The organism is Mycobacterium bourgelatii, assembly GCF_010723575.1.
GTDB classification, from domain to species: Bacteria; Actinomycetota; Actinomycetes; order Mycobacteriales; family Mycobacteriaceae; genus Mycobacterium; species Mycobacterium bourgelatii.
The window spans coordinates 1,651,819-1,672,026 of the sequence record NZ_BLKZ01000001.1 but is presented as its reverse complement, the minus strand read 5'-3'; the positions used below and the strand labels follow the sequence as shown (position 1 = coordinate 1,672,026).

The following is a 20,208-nucleotide window of genomic DNA, read 5'->3' as shown; positions in this document are numbered from 1 at the left end:
GTTGTCGCCCTCCTAGCAGCGGTCACGGTCATGTGCGGCGGCTGCGGATCCAAACAACCCACCACCGGGGCGTCACCCTCACTACCCACTCCCACCACCCAGATCGCCGGGGCCGGCGTGTTGGGCAACGACCGCAAGCCCGACGAGTCCTGCGCGAAGGAGCCGGCCGCCCCGGATCCCGGGCCGCCCACCAGGCCGGCACCCAACGCCGCGGGCTTCACTCCCGAGGTGGTCGAGGTTCCTGCTGAACCGCAGCGCATCGTGGTGCTTTCCGGTGATCAACTCGACGGACTCTGCGCGCTGGGCCTGCAGTCACGTGTGGTCGGCGCCGCGTTGCCGGACGGTTCCCCGACACAACCCGCCTACCTCGGCAACGCGGTCCGCGGGGTGCCCGGCGTCGGCACCCGCAGCAATCCCGACCTCAATGCCATTGCCGCCGCACACCCGGACCTGATCCTGGGCTCGCAGGGCCTGACGCCGCAGCTGTACCCGCAACTGGCGGCGATCGCGCCGACGGTCTTCACGGGTCCACCCGGCGCGGCCTGGGAGGCCAACCTGCGCGGCCTCGGCGCCGCGACCGCGCGCGGTGGCGCGATGGACGAGCTGCTCAAGGGGTTCACGCAACGGGCCACTGACGTCGGAACCAAGCGCGACGCGACCCACTTCCAAGCCTCGATCGTCCAGCTGACCGACACCACCATGCGGGTCTACGGCGCCAACAACTTCCCGGCCAGTGTGCTCACCGCCGTCGGTGTGGACCGACCGGTGTCGCAACGCTTCACCGACAAGCCGTACATCGAGTTCGGCACCTCTGACGCCGACCTCGACAAGAACCCGGACTTCTCCGCGGCCGACGCCGACATTATTTATGTGTCCTGCTCGACACCGGCCGCCTCGGAACGCGCCGCCGTGATTCTGGACAGCAACCCGTGGCGCAAGCTGTCCGCCACCCATGACAACCGGGTCTTCGTCGTCAACAACGAGGTCTGGCAGGCCGGGCAGGGGTTGGTCGCCGCGCGCGGCATCGTCAACGACCTGCGCTGGATCAACGCACCGATTAACTAGACGGGCCCGTCCACTAAGCGGCGATGCGTCCAGTCTCACACCTGCGCGAATGGCCCGCAGGCCGTTACCTTAGCTAAGCTTTTTGCGAGAACAAGAGCTAGAGATTAAGAGGGGTGCCATGAGCACTGTTTCCGCATATGCGGCCACGTCAGCCACTGAGCCGCTAACCAAGACCACGATCAAGCGCCGCGACCCCGGACCGCGCGATGTCGCGATCGACATCAAATTCGCCGGCATCTGCCACTCCGACATTCACACGGTCAAAGCCGAGTGGGGCGTGCCGAACTACCCCGTCGTCCCCGGCCACGAAATCGCCGGCGTCGTAACCGCCGTCGGCTCAGAGGTGACGAAGTACAAGGTCGGCGAGCATGTCGGGGTGGGCTGCATGGTGAACTCCTGCCGGGAGTGCAGCAGCTGCCAGGCCGGACTCGAGCAGTACTGCAAGAAGGGCCCGATCTTCACCTACAACTCGATCGACCGGGACGGCACGCCCACCTACGGCGGCTACAGCCAGGCCGTCGTTGTGGACGAGGACTTCGTCGTGCGGATCCCCGACTCCCTGCCGCTGGACAAAGCGGCACCGCTGCTGTGCGCCGGCATCACCCTGTACTCGCCGCTGCGGCACTGGAAGGCCGGACCCGGCACGCGGCTGGCCATCATCGGCCTGGGCGGCCTGGGGCACGTGGGCGTCAAGCTGGGCAAGGCTCTCGGCGCCGAAGTCACCGTCCTGTCGCAGTCGCTGAAGAAGATGGAAGACGGTTTGCGGCTGGGCGCGACCGGCTACTACGCGACCTCAGATCCCGCCACCTTCAAGAAGCTGCGCAGCAGTTTCGACCTGATCCTGAACACCGTGTCGGCCAACCTCGACCTGGGCAAGTACCTCAACCTGCTCGACGTCGACGGCACCTTGGTCGAACTCGGCATTCCGGAGCACCCCATGCCGGTTCCGGCGTTCGGTTTGGCGCTGGCGCGGCGCAGCCTGTCCGGGTCGAACATCGGTGGGATCGCCGAGGCTCAGGAGATGCTGAACTTCTGCGCCGAGCACGGTGTCACGCCCGAAATCGAAGTCATCGCACCGGATTACATCAACGAGGCTTACGAGCGGGTGCTGGCCAGCGACGTGCGCTACCGCTTCGTCATCGACATCTCAGCCATCTGAGTCGTGCGAGTTTTGTGAGGCGTGTGAGGCCGCCGCTTCGGCGGCCTCTCCGTCCACATCGGTGGCGTCGACCTCGCTGACGTCGACACCGGCCAGCGGCCAACCGGCCGCGGCGAGCCTGCTGGCCACGCGGGCAATGTTTTCCCCGCCAGGGTCGTAATGCGTTGTCTCAGTGATGAATTCGGCGATCTCGTCGCGGTCGATCACCCCGTCGGCCGTCGCCGGTGAGCCGGGGGCGGTGAGGTGCTGCACCACCTCGCGCAGCTGTTCCTCGGTCAACGGGGTGCTGCGCAGCAGCGCGAACAACGGAACACGGTCGGGCCCCGGGACACCGTCGGGATAGCTGACCTGTAGCCACCGCAGCACCGCCTTGAAAAAAGCGGCCGGAGAGAAGGTCGGTTTCGCCAGTTTGGTCACGCCCTCAGTGTCACGGTCGGGTGCGGCCACCGCCACCGTGGCCTGCGCGCCGACGGCGACAATTCATACGCCGTTCACGGCTAGGCACGCGCCGGTTTGGGAACTCTCAATGCGGCAGCGTCTGCGGCCGCGCGACGCGGGCGTCGCCCGGCTTGAGCGCCTGGTAGCTGAAGTACCAGAGGTCGGTCGCTTTCATGTGGACGACGTCGTCGACGTGCACGTCGAAGACTTCCTCGTTGGCTGCAACCTCAGAGCGCGCTTTCTCCTCCGCTCGCTGCAGCATCGTGTGCTGATCGGCATTGGGGTGGCTGCGGATGCGGAAGCGGCGAATCTCGGGCTGCGAATTCGTCATGGGAGTTCATCCAACCAGCCTGGCCAAGGAAGATGGAAGCCGTGAGTTGGGCAAGGTACGAAGGAAAGGCGCTCGCTGGCGCAACACTTACCGACAGCGCGCTGCATGCTGAGCTTGAAGACTATGTGCGCGTGCAACATCCGCACCTGACCGACGTTCGGTTGGAGCGGGCCACGCCGACCGAGGAGTTCGACTCGCCGCACAGGCGGTGGTACGTAGTCACCTACCTGGCCGAAGACGGGCTGGCCAGCTAGGCCAGCCCAGCGGTCCACGAGGCTCCCCATCACGCCGCGGTGATGGCTTCCTTGAGCAACGGGTTCGTGTCGAGTGAGATCAAACGGACTTGTCGGACTGGGAGGGCAACGCGGTGAAGGAAGATTGCTACTTCGAGACTCGGTTCACCGACTGCTACGGAACTGAGCTTCCGCGGCACCGGTACGACACGCTGGACGCGGCGATGGCTGAGGCTTACGACCTCTCAGGTTTTTCGCGCGGCGGCTTCTGGCGCGGTTCGATCTGGTACGGGCACGACGCGGAGTGCGCACCTATCGAGTTCGTACGCATGAGGACCGAGACGAATGAGCGCGGCGAGTATCTCGATGACGGCACCAACTTCCCCCTGGAGAAGCTGGACCTCACCATCAAACCGGGCGAGTTCAATTTCAGCCTATGGCTCAAGGAGCCAGACGGCCTACCCAAACCCTATGACTTCGGCTTTCACTGGGAGGGGTGCAAGGCGGATTGGGGGTGCTGGCCAGGCGACGACCCAGAAAACCGGTGCACGGGCACGATGACCTGGTCCAACCAATACGACATCTGCCGCGGCGATGACAAGGAAATCGGTGACCTTGGCCACGACCTCCTCGTCACCTACACCGCGTCCTCGCCAAGAGGCGAAATGTCGGGACAGACCCGAATTCGGGACGCCGCGGTGCGGGACCCAACGCGCAGGGACGCCTGGGTGGCCCCTGCTCGAAAGTTGTTCGAGTTCCTACGGAGCCAGAAACTGATGTATTGAGGGACGTGAACCGCACCCCCAACGGGTTTCGTGTTTCAGCCACTGCACCGGCGCCTCCTCGACGTGCTGTGCGTGAGGCCCGGCGCCTTTTCCATGCCTTTCCAGGCCCTTCCAGGCCCGACCCCACTCACACCAAAGGCGGACTGTCACCAGTCCGCCTTTGGTGGAAATATCGCTCTGAACTGCTCTTTTAGAAGTCCCAGTCCTCGTCCTCGGTGACGACGGCCTTGCCGATGACATACGACGACCCCGACCCCGAGAAGAAGTCGTGGTTCTAGACAGCTACCCAGTCAGGGGGCTGAGAAGGGCTCGACCGGTCCAAACACATCACGGTAGTTCACGGTAGTTATCTGTAACTGTGGGCAAAATGTGGGCACAGAGTGGGGCACGCGACGGCCCGCTAGCCGCCGTCGCGCCCGCTCGCACGCGAGTACATCGGGCTTTGTCCCGGTTGAAGCTCGCGGCCGCGCACTGGACGCCATTCGCCAACCCGGCGAGGCCGGCTCAGCACGCGGCGGATCAGACGCCAGCGCCGACGAGCGCCCCAGCCCTGTACCCACGTACGAGCTCGAAACGATCGAAACCAATGCCACTGTTCGAGCTCGAAAGGCGGCGAGAGCGCGCGGCGAAATGCATTGGTGCGGACACCGGGACCGTAAGGAGCAACCCAAGAGAGCACACAGCAGAGGTCCCGAGCGTCGTGGGGGCTCAGTTCGAATTCCCAAATGAGCGGCTCATCCTCGCAGGTAAAGCGGTGCAGCGTTTCTGGCGTCTCGTCGATGTAACCGCGATCGCCGAATTGCAGCGGTCGGCCGTGACGTTCGAGATGCACCGCCGCCTCGTGTAGGTCGTTGCCGACAAGCTTTACCAGGACGTAGTACTCGTCGGTGACGAAAACCTCGCCGCCGATACGCGCCTCTTTGTGGTGCGGCCGATGGACCTCGAAGATGATGCCTCGGCCGCCGGCGGCGTCCCGCTGTAGAACAAGCTGCCACCACGCAATCAATAGGGCCGCCGCGGACACCAGGAACGCCAGAACGGCCACCGTCAGCGCCCAACCCTCCACGCCTCAACTCCTCACAGGTCGATCGACTGCGTCCACGCCTCGCCGGTATGGTCGGCCGTCGGGTGCCAACTCACCACGATTGTGTCCTCGGATTGGCCCGTGATGAACATGTCGAGGGCGACCGGGCCGCGCCCGTGCACGACGTCGAAGTGGTTTTCCCCTGCGTCGGCCGGGTCGCCGGTCACGTCGACGTTGTATTTCGGGCTGTCGGTGCGGCTGTGCAGCAGAAAGTCACCGCTGCCTCGTCTCTCGACATACCACGGGTAGCGCTCTGCGGCGTCGGCGTCCTTTTGATCAAGTTCTAACCGCTTCTCATCGGCGGCCGCCGACCTCTCGGCGGCGCTCGCGTGCCGCTCGGCGGCCTGCGTAGCACGCTCGGCCGCCGCGGCGTGCTGCTCGGCGGCGAGGGTCGCCCGTTCAGCTTGCTCACGCTCGGCTTTCGACTTGCGTGACGATCGCCAGGACAGCACTCCGAAGATGACGGAAATGACTGCGGCAAACCACGCGGGCACGTTGCCCCAACTCAACGAGTTAAGCCATTGCGTTACCTGCGACATGGAGCAACGTTACCGACGCGGCGGCGGCACTCAAACCGAGACACGCCACCGTGATGCTCGGAGAGAATGCCTCCCGGCGCTAGCGTTCCCGCTGATGCCTCTAATCGAATGGCTCGGCACGATCCCCGAAGGTATTTGGGGCGGCATCATCGGTGTGGCGGGTGCACAGTTGCTCACCTGGGTTAGGGAGCGCCGACGCAACCGCGACGCCTACCGCGCGCCGCAACGCGACGCAATCGCGACCATCATCACCGGCGCGGACACGATGAAGGTCGCCCTATCCGACGCGCTAGAACACATGGGCGTCGGCGGCCGCCAAACGTCCGACGATGCCGCCGCTCAGAGTCTCAACAACTTCCTCACCGCCCTACTCGCGCTCGACCAGAAGTTCGCAGTGGGACGGCTCACCATCGTCGACGGGCCGTGTCGCGACAAGATGATCACCGCATACCTTGAGTACTCCAAGCTCCGAGATTTCGCCAACAAGAAATTGCCGCCCTCCCGAGCGGGATTCACTGAGTTCCTCCGACGCATGAGCGAGACGTCGAACGCGCTCGACAAGACAATCGGCGAGCTCGTCGACCTCGCAGAGGCCAGGCTCAGGCCCTCGCGCCCGATGCTGTCCAAGCGATCGACGCTGTCGGTGGCAACCAATCGAGGACACAGCGCAGGCGACGATGGCGACGGTGAAACGAAGGCACCGCAGCCTCAGCGTTAGCCTGTGCATCACCGATAAGCGCGGCATCGGCACCCTCAAGGCCCGGCCGTGGTCCCGCCGGCGCCCGGTTTACTGGCGGTCCGGCCGAAAACTTGGGCCGCTCAAAAAATTTCCCAGACCACCGCGTGCTGCTGTTGGCCTATACCGGCTTGCGGTGGGGCGAGGCCATCGGGCTCCGAGTCCATGACCTCGACTTGCTGCGCAAGCGCGCCAGCATCTCGCAGAACGCGGTGCAGGCCGGCCGACACATTCACGTTGGAACACCCAAGGCGCACAAGCAGCGCACCGTACCGCTGCCCGAGTTTCTGGTGCCCTACTTGGCAGTGCGAGGGCAAGGACCGCGATGGCTTGCTGTGGCCGGGCGACGGCGGCGACCATTTACGCCGCCCGCACCCGACTTCGGGGTGGTTCGCTAAGGCCGTGACGGCGTCGGGCATCCCCCACGCCACACCGCATGACCTTCAGCACACCGCCGCGAGCCTGGCAGTGTCAGCGGGTGCAAATGTGAAGGCGGTTCAGAAGATGCTCGGGCACGCATCCGCGGCGATAACGCTGGACGTATACGCCGACCTGTTCGACGATGATCTGGAGGCCGTCGCGACTGCGCTGCACGACGCACACGCCAGAAGTAGTCGGCGGGGGCAGATATCGTCGTCAACGGCATCGACGACCGCCGCGCCCGCTACGTAGGTCGACCAGAAACGAAGAGAAAGAACCTCAGAATCGAAAAGAAACACCCCTGGACAGGTTCGGCCATATTTGGCAAACAGTGGGCTAGCCTATGACAATGCTTGACAATGCCGACTCAGGTAGGCGTTGTAGATTCGAAAAAAGAGGGGGAGAAGTGGCCCGCGCTGGACACGTCGAAACCACTTCTCCCTGCCGAAGCTCTTCGTAGGACCGCACCTGGTTGGTGCGTATACGAGGACTTCAACCCAAGATCGCTGGGCGGTGCCACTGGCGGTGGCGCGCCCAGCTTTCTTGCCTTGGCCTAGAGCCTAAGCCACAAGCGCGACAACTCCCGGTTACACGACACGTTATGTTTGCGTGTGTTAGTCACTCGGAGCTTGCGTGCTCGGTACTCAGGCGGCGTGCGATGGAATTGTGGGCAGAATGTGGGCACGAGGCGACCTGGCGGCCAAGTGCCGGTGCGATGACACCGACGCAATGAATGTGATCACCAGATCCCAGATGGCCCTTTACCTGCACGTCTAGAAGTCCCAGTCCTCGTCTTCGGTGTTGACGGCCTTGCCGATGACGTAGCTGGACCCCGAGCCCGAGAAGAAGTCGTGGTTCTCGTCGGCGTTGGGTGACAGCGCCGACAGGATCGCGGGGTTCACATCCGTCTCGTCGCGCGGGAACAAGGCCTCGTACCCGAGGTTCATCAGCGCTTTATTCGCGTTGTAGCGCAAGAACTTCTTGACGTCCTCGGTGAGCCCGACCTCGTCGTAGAGGTCCTGGGTGTACTCGACCTCGTTGTCGTACAGCTCGAACAGCAGCTCGTAGGTGTAGTCCTTGAGCTCGGCGCGCTTGGCCTCGTCCTGCAGGGCCAGACCGCGCTGGTACTTGTAACCGATGTAGTAGCCGTGCACGGCCTCGTCGCGGATGATCAGCCGGATCATGTCGGCGGTGTTGGTCAGCTTGGCCCGGCTCGACCAGTACATCGGAAGGTAGAAACCGGAGTAGAACAGGAAGCTTTCCAGCAGCGTGGAGGCCACCTTGCGCTTGAGCGGCTCGTCGCCCTTGTAGTACTGCAGGACGATCTCGGCCTTGCGCTGCAGGTTGGGGTTTTCCTCCGACCAGCGGAACGCGTCGTCGATCTCGGCGGTCGAGCACAAGGTGGAGAAGATGTTGCTGTAGCTGCGCGCGTGCACCGACTCCATGAACGCGATGTTGGTGTAGACGGCTTCCTCGTGCGGGGTCAGCGCGTCGGGGATCAGGCTCACCGCGCCCACGGTGCCCTGGATGGTGTCCAGCAGCGTCAGGCCCGTGAAGACCCGCATGGTCAGCTGCTTCTCGTGGGCGGTCAGCGTGTTCCAGGACGGGATGTCGTTGGACACCGGCACCTTCTCGGGCAGCCAGAAGTTACCCGTCAACCGGTCCCAGACTTCGGCATCTTTTTCGTCTTGCAGCCGGTTCCAGTTGATCGCGGAGACACGGTCAATCAGCTTTGCATTTCCAGACACTGAAACCCCACTTCACCAGGACAATTCGGGCTGTCTCGCCGTCGCGACGGCGACACCCCAAACACTACCCCTAGGGGCCGACAAGCCAGCGCAACACAAGAAGTTGTGGTTTGCGTGTCGCAGAACGGGTTGGGTTAACTCGCCGCCGCGATCTCTCCGCGGCGCCGTGACGAGCCTTTTCCGGCCTTGCCAATCCCCCAGAATTGGTACTCCTCGGGGTTGATCTTGCGCGTCTGGCGCCAGTACTCCCAGGTGTAGCCACCCCAGAGCACGGTGTTCTTGCCATGCTCGTCGAGATACCAGCTGGCGCAGCCACCGCTGTTCCACACCGACCGCTTCAGCCGCTCCTGAAGTTCCTCGTTGAACTTGTCCTGGGCGGCACGAGTGGGCGCCAGCGCCTGCGCGCCCATCTTGTCGCACTTTGAGATCGCGTCGGCGACGTAGCGGATCTGGGACTCGATCATGAACACGACCGAGTTGTGCCCCAGCCCGGTGTTCGGACCGAGCAGGAAGAACAGGTTGGGCACGTTTGCCACGGTGACCCCCCGGTGGGCGCCGATGCCCTCGCGGTTCCACCGGTCCACCAGGTCCTCGCCGCCGGCGCCCTTGATTTGGACGTAGGTGTAGGAGTCGGTGACGTGGAAGCCGGTGGCGTACACGATCACGTCCACTTCCCTATGAACCTCGCGGCCCGCGGCGTCCTTGGTGACGATCCCGTCCCGGGTGATCCGGCTGATCCCCTCGGTGATCACGTCGGCATTGGGCTTGGCCAGCGCCTTGTAGTAAGTGGAGGAATTCAGGATCCGTTTGCAACCGATGCGGTAGTTCGGGATCAGCTTGCGACGCAGCTCGCGGTCGCGGATCGAGCGCCAAATATTCCATTTGCAGTACGCCTCAATGAATTTCAGCGCATTGGGACGCTTGGTCATGCCGTACGCCAGCGCCTCCTGTCCCCAATAGATGATGACGCGCACCAGCGCCCGCAGCCCCGGAACGTTCTCCATGGCCGATCGCAGCGCCTTCGGGATCTCCGGATTGGAGCGTGGGACCACCCACGGCGGGGTCCGCTGGTAGAGCTGAAGTTCGCTGACGTCGTCGACGATCTCGGGCACGATCTGGATCGCGCTGGCGCCCGTGCCGATGATGGCCACCCGCTTGCCGGTGAGATCGACGCTGTGGTCCCACTCGGCGGAGTGGAAGGCAGGTCCGGCGAAGTCCTCGCGGCCCTCGATGTCGGGGTAGGACGGAATGTGCAGCGCACCGGCCCCCGAGATCAGGAACTGGGCGACGTACTCGCGTCCGTCGGTGGTGAACACATGCCAGCGGTACTCGTCGTCGTCCCAGTAGCCGCGGTCGACCTTCGAATTGAACTCGATGTAGCGCCGCAGCCCGTATTTGTCGGTAACCCCCTGGAGGTAGTCCCAGATCTCGGGCTGAAAGGAGAACGGGTTCTTCCAGTCGGGCTTGGGCTCGAAGGAGAAGGAGTACAGGTGCGACGGGATGTCGCAGGCGCAACCCGGATAGCTGTTGTCGCGCCAAGTGCCGCCGATGTCATCGGCCTTTTCCAGGATCACGAATTCCACGCCGAGCTTCTGCAGCGCGATACCCATCCCCAGCCCGGAGAATCCGGTCCCGATGATGAGGGCGCGCGTATGCACTGGCGGCTTATCGGTTTTCTCGGCCTCTTCGGCCGCCGGGGTGATGACGTCGGTCATTGTTGATGGTCTTTCCTGTAGTGGTCTGTGCGGACCGGCGCATGCCAGGCCGGTCGGCCCCCTATGTAGATGCCCTAGATACCCAGTACCGGCGGTATCGTATATAGCCGAGTGTCATGGATCGCGGCGGTGATGTCAACGTCGAGGAAACTCAGCTGACCGTGGGGTTGCTGGGGACGACGCTATGAATCGGCTGGTCAGGGTCCATGGTGATACCGAGCGCCTCGGCGGTCCCGACGATGACGCCCATCATGATCGTGGACAGATGCGCGACGAACTTCTCGGTGGGCATCCGCCTGGGGTCGTCGGGCTCGGGGCCAAGCCACCACTCGGTGGCCGAGGACGCCGAGCCGAAGGCGGCGTGCGCGGCGAGTTCGAACGCCGCGTGGTCGAGTTCCATCTCCCGCAGCTCGTTGTCGAACATGTCGGCCAGGGCCAGCGTGATCTCGCGGCCTTCGTTCAGGACGTTCGGGGTCGCGGCCGTGCGGCCCTGGATAAAGACCCTGAGCACGTTCGGGTGCTTGTCGACGAGCGCGACGTACTCCTCGACACTGCGCCGGACGATTTCGCGGGCGGAGTCGTTCTTGAGGTCGATGGACGGGAAGATCGCCGCCCACAACATGTCGCGCAGCCGTTCGCCGATTGCCTGGAACAGGTCGGACTTGTCGTGGAAATGCCGGTAGATCTTCGGCTTCGCGGTGCCGGCCTCCTCGGCGATCTCCCGGACGCTCAGCTCCGGACCGAGGCGGTCGATCGCCCGGAATGCGGCGTCGACGATTTCGCCGCGCACCTTCTTGCGGTGCTCGCGCCACCGCTCGCTGCGTGCGTCGACCTTCACGCCAGGCTTCACGCTCGGATGGGGCCGGGGGACTCTGACCACTCCTTGCACATTACTCGCTGCTGGCGCTGACCTGGGCAGACTGGCCGTCGCCTGGCTTGCCGAGTGTGAATCGCGCGACATGACACGCCGTTGACGCGTCGACGGATTCACGGTCGGCGCGACGGCACCGTCACGGTGGCCGTCGCACTCGACGTCACAGCATGCAGGACACGCAGCCTTCGACCGCGGTGCCTTCCAAAGCCATCTGCCGCAACCGGATGTAGTACAGCGTCTTGATCCCCTTGCGCCACGCGTAGATCTGCGCCTTGTTCACATCGCGGGTGGTGGCGGTGTCCTTGAAGAACAGCGTCAGCGAAAGCCCTTGATCCACGTGCTGGGTGGCCGCGGCGTAGGTGTCGATGATCTTCTCGTAGCCGATCTCGTACGCATCCTGGTAGTACTCCAGGTTGTCGTTGGTCATGTACGGCGCCGGGTAGTAGACGCGGCCGATCTTGCCTTCCTTGCGGATCTCGATCTTCGACACGATCGGGTGGATCGACGACGTCGAGTGGTTGATGTAGGAGATCGACCCGGTCGGCGGCACGGCTTGCAGGTTCTGGTTGTAGATCCCGTGCGTCTGCACCGACTCCTTCAACCTCTTCCAGTCGTCCTGGGTGGGGATGCGGATGCCGGCATCGGCGAACAGCTGGCGCACCTTCTCGGTCTTCGGTTCCCAGACCTGGTCGGTGTACTTGTCGAAGAACTCCCCCGTCGCGTACTTGGACCGCTCGAAACCCTTGAAGTGCGTACCACGTTCGATCGCAATGCGATTCGATGCGCGCAGCGCGTGGTAGAGCACCGTGTAGAAGTAGATGTTGGTGAAGTCGATGCCTTCCTCGGAACCGTAGAAGATGCGTTCACGAGCCAGGTAGCCGTGCAGGTTCATCTGCCCCAGCCCGATGGCGTGGGAGTCGTTGTTGCCCTGCTCGATTGAGGGCACCGACTTGATGTGGGTCTGGTCGCTGACGGCGGTCAGCGCGCGGATGGCCACCTCGATGGTCTGCGCGAAGTCCGGCGAGTCCATCGTCTTGGCGATGTTCAGCGAGCCCAGGTTGCACGAGATGTCTTTGCCCACCTTGGCGTACGACAGGTCTTCGTTGAACTCCGATGGCGTGGAGACCTGCAGGATCTCCGAGCACAGGTTCGAGTGCGTGATCTTGCCTTCGATCGGGTTGGACCGATTCACCGTGTCCTCGAACATGATGTAGGGGTAGCCCGACTCGAATTGCAGCTCGGCCAGCGTCTGGAAGAACTCCCGCGCCTTGATCTTGGTCTTGCGGATGCGCGCGTCATCGACCATCTCGTAGTACTTCTCGGTCACCGAGATGTCGGCGAACGCCTTGCCATATACCCGCTCGACGTCGTACGGCGAGAACAGGTACATGTCGTCGTTGCGCTTGGCCAACTCGAACGTGATGTCGGGGATGACGACGCCCAGGCTCAGCGTCTTGATCCGGATCTTCTCGTCGGCGTTCTCCCGTTTGGTGTCCAGGAAGCGGTAGATGTCGGGGTGGTGAGCGTGCAGGTACACCGCGCCGGCGCCCTGACGCGCACCCAGCTGGTTGGCGTAGGAGAACGAGTCCTCGAGCAGCTTCATGATCGGGATGACGCCCGAGGACTGGTTCTCGATGTTCTTGATCGGCGCGCCGTGCTCACGAATGTTGGTGAGCAGCAATGCAACTCCCCCACCGCGCTTGGACAGCTGCAGGGCGGAGTTGATCGAGCGACCGATCGACTCCATGTTGTCCTCCACGCGAAGCAGGAAGCATGACACCGGCTCGCCGCGCTGCTTCTTGCCCGAGTTCAGGAACGTCGGGGTGGCCGGCTGGAACCGGCCGTCGATGATCTCGTCGACCAGCTTCTCGGCCAGACCGGTGTCGCCGGCCGCCAGCGTCAGGGCCACCATGACGACACGGTCCTCGAAGCGCTCCAGATAACGCTTTCCGTCGAACGTCTTCAGCGTGTAGGAGGTGTAGTACTTGAACGCGCCGAGGAACGTCGGGAAGCGGAACTTCTTGGCATACGCCCGATCCAGCAGCGCCTTGACGAAGTTGCGCGAGTACTGGTCGAGCACCTCACGCTCGTAGTAGTTCTTCTGGATCAGGTAGTCGAGCTTCTCGTCCTGGTTGTGGAAGAAGACCGTGTTCTGGTTGACGTGCTCCAAGAAATACTGCCGCGCCGCGAGCACATCTTTGTCGAACTGAATCTTGCCGTCGGCGTCGTACAGATTCAGCATCGCATTGAGGGCGTGATAGTCCGTCTCGCCGGACTCAACGTGCGTGCCGGAGGTTACAGGCTCTGCAGTGACGGTTGGTGGCACGTCTGTTCCTTCCAAAATTGAGCCAGGCCCGTACGGACGGCGTCGACGTCGTCCTGGGTTCCCATTAGTTCGAAGCGGTAAAGGTACGGAACGCCGCACTTGCGGGACACCACGTTGCCCGCGTAGGCGAATTCGGCACCGAAGTTGTTGTTGCCCGCGGCGATCACGCCGCGGATCAGTGAGCGGTTGTGCTCGTCATTCAAGAACGCGATGACCTGCTTGGGAACATAGCCGCCATCGTTGATGTTCGGAGTGGCCCGACCGCCCCCGTACGTGGGCAGCACCAGCACGTACGGGTCGTCGACCGTGATGCGTCCATGCAGCGGGATCCGCGTGGCGGGAACACCCAGCTTCTGCACGAAGCGGTGGGTGTTCTCCGACACGGAGGAGAAATAGACCAGTGACGACCGCAAGTGCGGCACGTCCGCACCAAGCGAGTCACTAATCGCGTCTAGGTTGCGCGAGTGCACCGCAACCTCCTTACCTATCGTTCGCCCGCGTCAGGCCGTCAACGCCGTGCTGGCGAGCGCCTTGATCCGGTCGGGACGGAAACCCGACCAGTGCTGGTCGCCCGCCACTACCACGGGCGCCTGGAGGTAGCCCAGCGCCATGACGTAGTCACGCGCCTCTGAATCCAGGCTGATGTCGACCTTCTCGTAGGCGAGACCTTGCTTGTCCAGCGCCTTGGAGGTGGCGACGCACTGCACGCATGCGGGCTTGGTGTAAACGGTGATGCTCATGGGCGTACCGCTCCTTTGCGGAAGTGGGGACGGGGTACTTGACAAAGCTGGCAACTGTCGAGGGGTACTTCTCCGCTTAGTTCAGCGACCTGCCGAGCCCCAACATTCCCGTGCTGCGGCCGCCAAGTCGATCGACTTGAACATGCCGATTCCGGGAAGTTCATCGCGCTCCTTGGACCTCGTGGAACCCGGTGAACTTGGGGTCTGCCGGTGTTCGAAACACTACACCTAGGGGGTGACAAGGAGAAGAGGTACAACATGTTCTGAATGACAAACTTGAAATTCCCTGGTCGTAAGCCTGAAAACCGGCGTGTCTCGGCGTGTCGCAGATCACAACCGGTGGCGGCGGGGTTCATGCACTTTGGTATATCAGCGGGCACCGACAACCCGGCCGCCCTAACTGAAGGCCCGCCCCGTCAGCAAAGGCCAGCAAAAGCCAGCAAAGCCGCCAGAACGCGGCTGGCGGCTTTGCTGTGCTCGTTACTGCGGGTCAGGCGACCTCGGCCGCAAGCTTGCCGACGGCGTCCCGCACATTCGCCGTGAGCTCCTCATGCTCGGCCGGGGCCTTGCCGTCCAGGCTCCGGAACGGTACCGACAGCTTGATCGAGTCGACGACGCGCGCGCCGGCGATGCCGAAAGACTTGCGGGTGTCGTCATGCGCCCACACCCCGCCGTACTGGCCCAAGGAGCCGCCGATGACCGCTAACGGCTTGCCCTTCAACGCTCCGTCGCCGAACGGGCGGGAGAGCCAGTCGATCGCATTCTTGACCACTGCGGGAAAACTGCCGTTGTACTCCGGCGTGACCACCAGGGCGGCGTCGGCGTCAGCGGCAGCGGAACGGAGCGCGGCCACGGCGGCCGGAGCCTGCTCGACGTCCGCGTTCATCGCGTCATCGATCTCCTCGTTGTAGAACGGTAAGTCCCCCAATCCTTCGAACACGGTGACAGTGACGCCCTCCGGGGCGACCTGAGCGGCCAGTTCGGCGATCTGGCGGTTGACCGACGCCGCACGCAAGCTGCCCACGAGCGTCAAGACTTTGATGTCGGAATTTTCCGGCACTTCCGTTCCCTTCGTTAGTTGGTGTACATCATCGCACGAATAAAGTGGACTACGGTCCGTTTTATTCCAGCGGAGTTACAGTGCAGAGATGAGCGGGGTGAGGGACTTGGGCGAACTGGTCGTCGCTCCGCCCCAGACACGCCCAGAACGGGGCGACGCCGCTCGCAATCGGGCGCTACTGCTGGAGGCGGCACGCAACTTGGTCGCCCAACGCGGCGCCGAGGCCGTCACCATGGACGACATTGCCGCAGCCGCCGGTGTCGGCAAGGGCACCCTGTTTCGCCGTTTCGGAAGCCGCGCCGGCCTGATGATGGTGCTGCTCGACGAGGACGAACGGGCCAGTCAGCAGGCCTTTCTGTTCGGCCCTCCCCCGCTTGGCCCAGACGCGCCTCCGCTGGAGCGGCTGCTGGCGTTCGGGCGCGAGCGGTTGCGATTCGTGCATGCGCACCGACAACTGCTGTCAGAGGCCAGCCGCGATCCCATCACCCGTCAGGCGCCGGCGGCTCTGGTGCACCGCACCCATGTGCGGGTGTTACTTCAGTCGGCCCAGACGACCGGCGATCTCGAAGCGCAGACCGACGCCCTGCTCGCCCTGCTTCACGTCGACTACGTCGAACACCAACTCGCCAACGGCGGTCACACCCTCGAGACGTTGGGTGACGCGTGGGAAAGCTTGGCGCGCAAGCTTTGCGGCAGGTGACGGCCTGACAGTTGCGGCCACGGCCCGCCTTCGCTGGCGAAGTCTTGGCCATGATTGCCGGACCGTATTCCTGGACCCGACCTCGAGGGCTTCCGACGCAGTCACCGTAATGCGCTTTCGGCGGCAACGACGATGCCGGCGGTGCCATTGCACATCGTCAAAAAGGAGGTGGCTTCAGTTCCCGCCACCTTTTCCACTGGTCCCGCCTGTGCCGCCCGTCTGCCCGACGCCGTTGGAGCCGTCGCCACCGAAGCTACCGGCGCCGAATAACAACGAGGTTCCGCCCGAACCGCCGTTGCCGCCTTTGCCTCCGACACCGGGATCGCCACTCAAGCCCGCACTACCACCGGTGCCCCCATCGCCGCCCTTGCCGCCGTCACCCCCGAACACTTGCCCGACGCCGCCCAAACCACCGGCGCCGCCGGTGCCCCCGTTACCGCCGTCCGGGTTGAGAAGGTTTCCCGCCAAACCAACGCCGCCTAAGCCGCCGGCACCGCCACTCCCACCCGAGCCGCCGCCTTCAAAGAGGAAACCGAATCCGGTGCCGCCGTTGCCGCCTTTGCCGCCTACGCCGCCTCCGGGGTGTGCTGACGAGCCGGCCCCGCCCTGCCCGCCCTTGCCGCCATTGCCACCGTTTAAGCCGCCGCCGCCGGTGCCGCCGTCCCCGCCGGTACCAACGTTGGGATCGATCGCGTTGGCTGCGGCGCCCGCACCGCCATTGCCGCCGTTGCCGCCATTGCCTGACAGGCCGTTTGCGCCCGTCGGGGCATCAACCGAACCACCAGCTCCACCAAGGCCACCGGCGCCAAACTCGCCGCCGCGACCGCCCTTCCCGCCGGACCCGGTGACCGGGTTCGACACGACGGCTTGGTCGCCGTTACCTCCCTTGCCGCCAGTGCCGCCGGTGCCACCGGTACCACCCCTGCCGCCAGCCCCGCCGTCGCCGATGTCGCCGGCTTTGCCGCTCACGCTGCCGGAACCTCCCAAACCACCTGCACCGCCTTTACCGCCTTGCCCGCCTTGCGCGCCGGTGCCGCCGGGATCGCCGTCACCACCGTTGCCGCCCGCATTGAGCGGAGATAAGCCGTCTTTGCCGGTGAGCCCGGTGCCGCCGGTGCCGCCGGTGCCGCCCGTGCCGCCGGCGCCGCCGTTACCGCCGTCACCGATGAGGAAGCCCGCGTTGCCGCCCTGGCCACCCTGGCCGCCTTCGCCGCCCGTGCCGCCGACGGTGTTGATTGCACCCGCCGTGCCTGTTCCGCCTTTACCGCCATTTCCGCCGTCACCGCCGTTACCGATGACCGTGCCGCCGTTGCCGCCGGCCCCGCCGTTTCCGCCTTTGCCGCCAGCAGTCAGGTTGTCGGCGCCGTTGCCGCCGTTGCCGCCGTTGCCGCCGGCGCTGGGGATGAGGCCGTTGCCGCCATTGGCGCCGTTAGTACTGCCGGCGCCGCCCGCGCCGCCGGCGCCAACGTTGCCGGACTTACCACCGTTGCCGCCGGCTCCCCCGTTGCCCGTCATGTCGCCGAAGTCGAATGATCCTGGCGCGCCGTTGCCGCCGTTGCCTCCCATACCGCTGTTGCCGCCTTGACCGCCGGCGCCACCCACTCCTTGGCTGCCGCTCCCGCTTGGCCCGGTCCCGCCGGCCCCGCCGACCCCCCCTTGCCCACCGCTGCCGCCGTTGCCGCCGTTGCCGCCGTTCCCGCCGTTGCCGGTACCCGCAATGACGGCGTTACTTCCGTTGTTGCCGTTGCTGCCGGTGCCGCCGACCCCGCCTACGCCGCCGGCACCGCCGTTGCCACCTTTGCCGAAGAGCGAGCCGCCACTGCCGCCTTCGCCCCCGGCACCACCGGTCCCGCCAGTGAATCCGGATTGGCCGTCAGCACCAGGCCCCGCGACCGGCACGCCCGAGTTGCCCTGACCTCCGGTTCCACCAACGCCGCCGGTGCCGCCGTCGCCGACCGATCCCCCTTTGCCGCCCTTACCGCCCTTCGCACCGTCGCCCCCCGGGAAGGGGGCGTCGGCACCCTTACCGCCCGCGCCCCCGTTTCCACCGCTGCCGGGATGCGCGCCATCGGTGCCGTTTGCGGCGAAAATACCGCCGCCACTGTCGCCGCCCTTCCCGCCAGCCCCACCCAGGCCACGATCACCACCGTCGCCGCCGGTGCCGCCTACGCCGTCGTTGAAGAAGATGTCGCCATCGCCACCGGTACCGCCGTTACCGCCAGCCGCGCCAGCACCGCCATTGCCACCGACTCCACCGATCCCGTGGGCGCCCGCCGGGGCACTCCCACCAGCACCGCCGTTCCCCAGCCCCACCGAAGCCCCCGTCGCCGCCTCTGCCGCCGTCCTGACCTGCGACGGCGTTGGAGCCGGCGCCGCCCTGTCCACCGCCCCCGCCGTTTCCCCCAACGCCGCCGGCCCCGCCATCACCGGCCCTGGCTCCACCGGCGCCGCCTGCGCCACCATGCCCACCTGCCCCACCGTCGACACCGTTCTCGCCGGAGAGGCCCGCCGTACCCGGGGACCCATTGCCGCCCCTTCCGCCGGCCCCGCCTTTGCCGTACAGGCCTCCGTTGCCGCCGGCCCCGCCGTTGCCGCCATCTGCACCGGGCGTAGCCGCAGCGGCGTTGGCACCATTGCCACCCTTACCGCCGTTGCCGGGGCCAGTGGAATCACTGCCGGCGCTACCGTTCGGGCCGCTGCTGGTGAATCCGGCACCACCAGCCCCGCCGGCTCCGCCGACCCCGGGGTTTCCGCCATCGCCGCCGCGACCCCCCTGACCATTTCCGCCAAAGTTGAAGCTGCCGTTGCCGCCCTGGGCGCCATCGCCGGGACCCGCGCCATCACCGCCATTTCCGCCGGCCCCGTGCACTGCCGGACTGACCAATCCGCTCAAGAGCCCGCCGGCTCCGCCGGCACCGCCGGCCCCGCCGTTACCGCCGTTACCGCCGCGTCCGCCGTCAAGACCCGGGCCCCCGGCAGGCGCACCAATGCTGCCGGTCGCGCCGTCCCCGCCGTGACCACCGGCGCCGCCCACACCGAACAAGAAGCTCCTGCCGCCGGCGCCGCCCGCACCTCCGGAGCCGCCGTCGGCTCCGTCGATGCCGGCTGCACCAAAGCCGCCGGATCCACCGGCCGCGCCGTTGCCATACAAGACTCCGCCGATGCCCCCGTGACCGCCGGCTCCGCCATTGAGGTTGGCCCCAGCGGTCACATCTCCACCAGAACCGCCGGCCCCGCCGTTCCCGAACAAGCGGGCGTTGCCACCGAGCCCACCGGCGCCGCCGTTCTGCCCAGCAGCGCCGACACCGCCGTCGCCGAACAAACCCCCGGTGCCACCGTCGCCGCCCCTACCGCCCGCGCCGCCGTTACCGGCGCCGCCGACAGCGCCATTGCCGCCGTTCCCGCTCAGTCCAGCTCCGCCGCCGTGACCGCCGGCACCACCGAATTTGCCCGCGCCGCCAGCACCACCATCTGCGCCGTTGCCGAACACCCCTGCGGACCCGCCGGCCCCGCCGGCCCCGCCTGTCCCGCCCGTCGCACTACCACCGGCGCCACCCACACCGGGAGTGCCTACCAAGCGACTGTGACCGCCATTCCCGCCGTTACCGGCTATCGCACCCAGCCCGCCGTTGGCACCTGCGCCGCCGGCCCCGCCATTGCCGTACAACCACCCACCAGAGCCCCCATTGCCGCCGTTGCCACCCGGCCCCCCGGGAGCGATCGGGCCACCTCCGGCGCCACCGGCCCCACCCGAGCCCCATAGCCCGGCCGAACCCCCGGCACCGCCGGCCTGACCCGGCGCACCTGAACCGCCGGCCCCGCCGTTGCCGTACAAGATGCCGCCAGCCCCGCCGGCCTGGCCGGTCCCGGCGGCGCCGTCGGCGCCGTCACCGATCAGCGGACGCCCCAGTAGCAGCTGGGTGGGCGCATTGATCAGATCCAGCAGGGGTTGTAACGGCCCCACGTTGAGCGCTTCGGCGGCCGCATACGCGCGCCCGCTCGCGCTCAACGCCTGGATGAACTGGTCGTGGAACGCCGTTGCTTGCGCACCTATCGCCTGGTATTCCGCAGCATGCGTACCGAACAACGCCGCGATGGCCGCCGACACCTCGTCGGCGCCGGCACTGAGGATCTCCACGGTCGGTGCCAAGGCGGCCGCGTTGGCCCCACTGACCGCGGCACCGATGCCGCTCAGCTCTGCCGCCGCGGATGTCACCAACTCGGGGGCCGCACTCACAAATGACATTCGAATTTC

At 65.6% G+C, this 20,208-nt stretch carries 19 protein-coding genes and 2 pseudogenes; 7 read left to right on the top strand and 14 right to left on the bottom strand.

All coding sequences use genetic code 11. The features are described from left to right. The first annotated feature begins 30 nt into the window (after window positions 1-30). Complete coding sequence (locus G6N68_RS07560) at window positions 31-1,065, top strand: iron-siderophore ABC transporter substrate-binding protein (protein ID WP_163718312.1); 1,035 nt, start codon at window positions 31-33, stop codon at window positions 1,063-1,065. Between the two features lie 118 nt (window positions 1,066-1,183). Continuing rightward, entirely contained in the window at window positions 1,184-2,224 is a 1,041-nt protein-coding gene (locus G6N68_RS07555; protein ID WP_163709882.1) for an NAD(P)-dependent alcohol dehydrogenase, read from the top strand. Here G6N68_RS07555 and G6N68_RS07550 read toward each other — a convergent pair. Beyond that, window positions 2,213-2,632, bottom strand: coding sequence for a DUF3349 domain-containing protein (locus tag G6N68_RS07550; RefSeq protein ID WP_240355691.1), 420 nt, complete (start codon window positions 2,630-2,632; stop codon window positions 2,213-2,215). The two genes, G6N68_RS07555 and G6N68_RS07550, sit on opposite strands and share 12 nt — an antisense overlap. A 115-nt stretch (window positions 2,633-2,747) precedes the next feature. Beyond that, entirely contained in the window at window positions 2,748-2,993 is a 246-nt protein-coding gene (locus tag G6N68_RS07545) for a hypothetical protein (protein WP_163709879.1), read from the bottom strand. A 41-nt stretch (window positions 2,994-3,034) separates the two neighbouring features. On the opposite strand from G6N68_RS07545, the gene G6N68_RS07540 reads away from it, so the two are divergent. Next, window positions 3,035-3,247 carry a hypothetical protein gene (locus tag G6N68_RS07540; RefSeq protein ID WP_163709876.1) on the top strand — a complete coding sequence of 71 codons (213 nt, stop codon included), beginning with the start codon at window positions 3,035-3,037 and terminating at the stop codon, window positions 3,245-3,247. Between the two features lie 89 nt (window positions 3,248-3,336). Continuing rightward, the gene (locus G6N68_RS07535; RefSeq protein ID WP_163709873.1) at window positions 3,337-4,011 is read left to right on the top strand and encodes a hypothetical protein; all 675 of its coding nucleotides are present in this window, start codon (window positions 3,337-3,339) and stop codon (window positions 4,009-4,011) included. Between the two features lie 190 nt (window positions 4,012-4,201). On the opposite strand, the pseudogene G6N68_RS32050 reads toward G6N68_RS07535, so the two are convergent. From G6N68_RS32050 to G6N68_RS07525, 3 genes and pseudogenes are all read right to left on the bottom strand, one after another. Further along, window positions 4,202-4,285: pseudogene (locus tag G6N68_RS32050) on the bottom strand (hypothetical protein); the annotation flags it as partial. 126 nt (window positions 4,286-4,411) lie between these two features. Then, window positions 4,412-5,035 (bottom strand): hypothetical protein, encoded by a 624-nt coding sequence (locus G6N68_RS07530; protein WP_205351269.1) that lies wholly within the window; start codon window positions 5,033-5,035, stop codon window positions 4,412-4,414. A 53-nt stretch (window positions 5,036-5,088) separates the two neighbouring features. Continuing rightward, complete coding sequence (locus G6N68_RS07525; protein ID WP_163709867.1) at window positions 5,089-5,634, bottom strand: hypothetical protein; 546 nt, start codon at window positions 5,632-5,634, stop codon at window positions 5,089-5,091. Window positions 5,635-5,728: 94 nt separating this feature from the next. On the opposite strand from G6N68_RS07525, the gene G6N68_RS07520 reads away from it, so the two are divergent. Together G6N68_RS07520 and G6N68_RS32455 are read left to right on the top strand one after the other, a co-directional pair. Further along, window positions 5,729-6,352 (top strand): hypothetical protein, encoded by a 624-nt coding sequence (locus G6N68_RS07520; protein WP_163709864.1) that lies wholly within the window; start codon window positions 5,729-5,731, stop codon window positions 6,350-6,352. Window positions 6,353-6,477: 125 nt separating this feature from the next. Beyond that, a pseudogene (locus G6N68_RS32455) lies at window positions 6,478-7,042 on the top strand (tyrosine-type recombinase/integrase); the annotation flags it as partial. A gap of 521 nt (window positions 7,043-7,563) precedes the next feature. On the opposite strand, the gene nrdF reads toward G6N68_RS32455, so the two are convergent. The 7 genes from nrdF to G6N68_RS07480 all read right to left on the bottom strand — a co-directional run bounded on the left by nrdF (window position 7,564) and on the right by G6N68_RS07480 (window position 15,253). After that, window positions 7,564-8,538 carry a class 1b ribonucleoside-diphosphate reductase subunit beta gene (gene nrdF / locus G6N68_RS07510; RefSeq protein WP_163709861.1) on the bottom strand — a complete coding sequence of 325 codons (975 nt, stop codon included), beginning with the start codon at window positions 8,536-8,538 and terminating at the stop codon, window positions 7,564-7,566. Window positions 8,539-8,672: 134 nt separating this feature from the next. Then, on the bottom strand, window positions 8,673-10,253 hold the full coding sequence (locus G6N68_RS07505; RefSeq protein WP_163709858.1) for a flavin-containing monooxygenase: 1,581 nt from the start codon (window positions 10,251-10,253) through the stop codon (window positions 8,673-8,675). A 151-nt stretch (window positions 10,254-10,404) separates the two neighbouring features. After that, window positions 10,405-11,133 carry a TetR/AcrR family transcriptional regulator gene (locus tag G6N68_RS07500; RefSeq protein WP_163709853.1) on the bottom strand — a complete coding sequence of 243 codons (729 nt, stop codon included), beginning with the start codon at window positions 11,131-11,133 and terminating at the stop codon, window positions 10,405-10,407. 154 nt (window positions 11,134-11,287) lie between these two features. Continuing rightward, complete coding sequence (gene nrdE, locus G6N68_RS07495; RefSeq protein WP_163709850.1) at window positions 11,288-13,453, bottom strand: class 1b ribonucleoside-diphosphate reductase subunit alpha; 2,166 nt, start codon at window positions 13,451-13,453, stop codon at window positions 11,288-11,290. Next, window positions 13,423-13,875: a class Ib ribonucleoside-diphosphate reductase assembly flavoprotein NrdI gene (nrdI, locus tag G6N68_RS07490; RefSeq protein WP_163718308.1), complete on the bottom strand. Its 453-nt coding sequence runs from the start codon at window positions 13,873-13,875 to the stop codon at window positions 13,423-13,425. Before nrdI ends, nrdE begins: the two co-directional genes overlap by 31 nt. Window positions 13,876-13,953: 78 nt before the next feature. Continuing rightward, the gene (locus tag G6N68_RS07485; protein ID WP_163709847.1) at window positions 13,954-14,193 is read right to left on the bottom strand and encodes a redoxin NrdH; all 240 of its coding nucleotides are present in this window, start codon (window positions 14,191-14,193) and stop codon (window positions 13,954-13,956) included. Between the two features lie 490 nt (window positions 14,194-14,683). Then, the gene (locus G6N68_RS07480; RefSeq protein ID WP_205351268.1) at window positions 14,684-15,253 is read right to left on the bottom strand and encodes an NAD(P)H-dependent oxidoreductase; all 570 of its coding nucleotides are present in this window, start codon (window positions 15,251-15,253) and stop codon (window positions 14,684-14,686) included. 88 nt (window positions 15,254-15,341) lie between these two features. Between G6N68_RS07480 and G6N68_RS07475 the strand changes: the two genes are divergently transcribed. Continuing rightward, a complete protein-coding gene (locus G6N68_RS07475; RefSeq protein ID WP_163709844.1) occupies window positions 15,342-15,953 on the top strand; it encodes a TetR/AcrR family transcriptional regulator in 612 nt (203 codons plus the stop codon). Between the two features lie 174 nt (window positions 15,954-16,127). Here G6N68_RS07475 and G6N68_RS32035 read toward each other — a convergent pair whose 3' ends face one another. Both G6N68_RS32035 and G6N68_RS32030 read right to left on the bottom strand, forming a co-directional pair. Next, window positions 16,128-18,266, bottom strand: coding sequence for a hypothetical protein (locus G6N68_RS32035; protein WP_163709839.1), 2,139 nt, complete (start codon window positions 18,264-18,266; stop codon window positions 16,128-16,130). Further along, window positions 18,166-20,199 carry a PE family protein gene (locus G6N68_RS32030; RefSeq protein ID WP_163709836.1) on the bottom strand — a complete coding sequence of 678 codons (2,034 nt, stop codon included), beginning with the start codon at window positions 20,197-20,199 and terminating at the stop codon, window positions 18,166-18,168. The genes G6N68_RS32035 and G6N68_RS32030 overlap by 101 nt, the downstream gene beginning before the upstream one ends. Between the last annotated feature and the right edge of the window lie 9 nt (window positions 20,200-20,208).